Source organism: Sutterella seckii, assembly GCF_009183815.1.
GTDB lineage: Bacteria > Pseudomonadota > Gammaproteobacteria > Burkholderiales > Burkholderiaceae_F > Sutterella > Sutterella seckii.
The window spans coordinates 1-3173 of record NZ_WEHX01000152.1 but is presented as its reverse complement, the minus strand read 5'-3'; the positions used below and the strand labels follow the sequence as shown (position 1 = coordinate 3173).

Genomic DNA, 3173 nt, shown 5'->3' with positions numbered 1-3173 from the left:
CCTCCCTGACTCTGCCGAGTCGCTAGACCTTCCCCTTCTCGGGCGGTCAGTGGACTTTCACCACATAGACACACGTGCGCTGCCGAGCGCACCAAAAAAGCCTTCCGCGATGCCTGTCCGGAAGGCTTTTTCGTTGCGTCGGCTCGTTCCTGCGACGACAGTGAACGCAGGATGTCTCTGATTGCTGCTTTCTATTAAATGGAAAGTCCGCTTTCTATTTAATAGAAAGTGCTCGCCTTAGTCTGTGCTGCAGGAGTTTCCAGCCTGACGCGGTCTCGGAAACGAGCCGCTGCACGCGGAAAACGGGCAAAAAAAAAGAGCCTCCAGAAGGCTTGCTGCCGGATCTGAAGGCTGCGGGCGGAACAGGAATTCCGCCATGGCGCTGTGAGATTCTGGAAGTGCCGCCTGGAGTTGGAGCGGCACTTCGGAAAGAGAATCAGAGCACCATATCGACGAGAAGGAGGAAGACGAGGCCGAGAATCGAAACGACGGTCGACATCAGCGTCCACGTGCAGAGCGTTTCCTTCGTCGTGAGGCCGAAGAACTCCTTGATCATCCAGAAGGACGCGTCGTTCACGTGCGAGCAGATGGAGCTGCCGGCGCCCGTGGCGAGCGTGATGAGCGCGAGGTTCACTTCCGGGTTCCCGGAAATCATCGGGATCACGAGACCCGCGGTCGAGATGGCAGCCACCGTTGCGGAGCCGAGGCAGATGCGAAGGAGCGAGGCAATCGCCCAGGCAAGGATGATCGGATTGATGCGTTCGCCCGAAACCAGGTCGGCAATGTAGGCGCCGGCACCCGAATCGATCAGCACCTGCTTGAAGGCGCCGCCGCCGCCGATGATGAGCAGGAGGCCGGCAATGCCCGCGATGCCTGCGCCGCAGGTCTTCATGAGCTCATCCATCTTCTTGCCGCGGGCATAGCCCATCGTGTAGAGCGCAAAGAGCATGGAGACGAGCATGGCGGTGGTCGAATTCCCGAGGAAGAAGACGGTCTCGAGGAACATCGATTGATCGCGCATTTCAGGCGTGATGAAGAATTCGAGGATCGTGACGAGCGCCATCAGGATGACGGGGAGCATCGCCGTGATGAAGGAGATCCCGAAGGACGGCATTTCGGCGTCCGTGAAGGTCTTGGTCGATCCGAGCGCGCTGATGTCGCCCGCCTTCTGGAAGGCGGCGGGAACAAGCTTGCGGCAGAAGCGGTTGAGAACCGGACCCGAAAGGAGAAAGGTCGGGATGCCGACGATCATGCCGTAGAGGAGCACCATGCCGACGTCGGCGCCGTATTCCTTGGCGATCACCGTGGGACCGGGGTGCGGCGGGAGGAAGCAGTGCGCGACGAGAAGGCCCGAGAGCATCGGCACGCAGAGCATCATCGGGCTCACCTTGGCTTCGCGGGCGATGGCGAAGATGATCGGGATGAGGAGAATGAGGCCCACTTCAAAGAAGAGCGCAATGCCCACGATGAAGGCCGAGCAGACGACCGCCCATTCCATGTGCTTCTTGCCGAAGACGTGAAGCATCGTGAGGGCGATTCTCTGCGCGCCGCCCGCTTCCGCGAGGAGGCGCCCGAGCATCACGCCGAAGCCGAAGATGAGGCCGATGTGGCCGAGCGTGCCGCCGAATCCCCCTTCAATCGCGCCGATGATCTTGTGAAGCGGCATGCCGCTCGCAATGGCGACGCCGATCGAAACGATGATGAGGGAGACGAAGGTGTTGAGCTTGTATCGGATCGTGAGGAGCAGAAGCGCCGCAACGCCGATGGCAATGATGAGCAGTGGCATGTTGACTCCTTGTGGATTGGCCGGAGAGCGGATTCCGAGGATGAGCCGCCCCCGGCGCGGCCCTCTTTGGAGAAGAGAGGGCTGCGCTGTGAGGAGAGATCTGAGGGTGGTTGGAAGCGGTTATTCCTTCGGGATCCGGCGGATCTGTTCGAGAATCCGCGGGACGTCGTAGACGCATCCGCGCCAGGTGCCGCCCGACAGGGACTGGAGCGCCGCCCAGAGCTTCGTGTCGTCCGGAAGATCCGGATCAGGCGCAAGGTCGGGGTGGCTCGTGCGGGTGGCGAGGAGCTTCGTTGCTTCGCCGAGCGGGAGTTCGCCCGTTTCAGCAGTGCCGAGGAAGTTGACGGTGCCGTGGAGGTTTCTGCAGTCGATGCGGATTTCCACGATGTCGCCCGTGCGGAGCTTCCCGATCGGGCCGCCCGCGAGCGCTTCGGGACCGACGTGGCCCACGCAGGCGCCCGTCGAAACGCCCGAGAAGCGCGCGTCGGTGATGAGGGAAACGTACTTGCCGTAGGAGAGGTGCTTCAAGGAGCTCGTCACCTGATAGGTTTCCTCCATGCCCGTGCCCGAGGGGCCCGTGCCGATGATGACGAGAATGTCGCCCTTCTTCACCTTCTCATGCTTGATGTCGTAGACCGCAGACTTCTCGGAGAGGTAGACCTTGCAGGGCCCCTTGTGGTAGTAGATGCCGTTTTCGTCGATCACCTTCGGATCGATGGCGGTCGACTTGATGACGGAGCCTTCGGGGGCAATGTTGCCGACGGGGAAGGTAATGGTCGAGGTGAGGCCGCGCTCCTTCGCAACCTCGGGCGACATGATGACGTCGTCGGGAAGAACGCCTTCCTGCTTCTCGAGGATTTCCTTGAAGCGCTGACGGCGCTCGGACTTTTCCCACCATTCGAGGTTTTCGCCCACCGTGCAGCCGGTGACCGTCATTGCATCGAGGTGGAGGATGCCGAGTTCGCGGAGATACAGCATCACTTCCGGAACGCCGCCCGCCATGAAGGCGCGCACCGTGGGATGGTACTTCGGCCCGTTGGGGAGCACGTCGACGAGGCGCGGCACCGCCTGATTGATGCGGATCCAGTCTTCAACCGTCGGGAGTCTGAGACCCGCCTGATGAGCGATCGCCGGAATGTGAAGGAGCAGGTTGGTGGAGCCGCCGAAGGCCGCATGAACCATCATGGCGTTCTCGATCGCCTTGTCGGTCAGGATGTCCTTCGCGTGGATGCCGGCCTTCATGAGCTTGAGGGCTGCGCGGGCGGAAGCGCGGGCAATGTCGACCCAGACGGGTTCGCCCGAGGGAGCAAGCGCCGAGTGCGGAAGCGAAAGGCCGAGGCCTTCGGCCACCACCTGCGAGGTGCCCGCAGTGCCCAGGAACTGGCAG

2 protein-coding genes are annotated in these 3173 nt (G+C 61.9%); both read right to left on the bottom strand.

What is annotated here, in order from left to right; translation table 11 throughout:
* Positions 1–436 precede the first annotated feature (436 nt).
* Positions 437–1786, bottom strand: coding sequence for a gluconate:H+ symporter (locus GBM95_RS11410; protein WP_152159206.1), 1350 nt, complete (start codon positions 1784–1786; stop codon positions 437–439).
* A gap of 120 nt (positions 1787–1906) precedes the next feature.
* The coding region (locus GBM95_RS11405) for a dihydroxy-acid dehydratase domain-containing protein (RefSeq protein ID WP_193222694.1) at positions 1907–3173 on the bottom strand (1267 nt) is incomplete at its 5' end.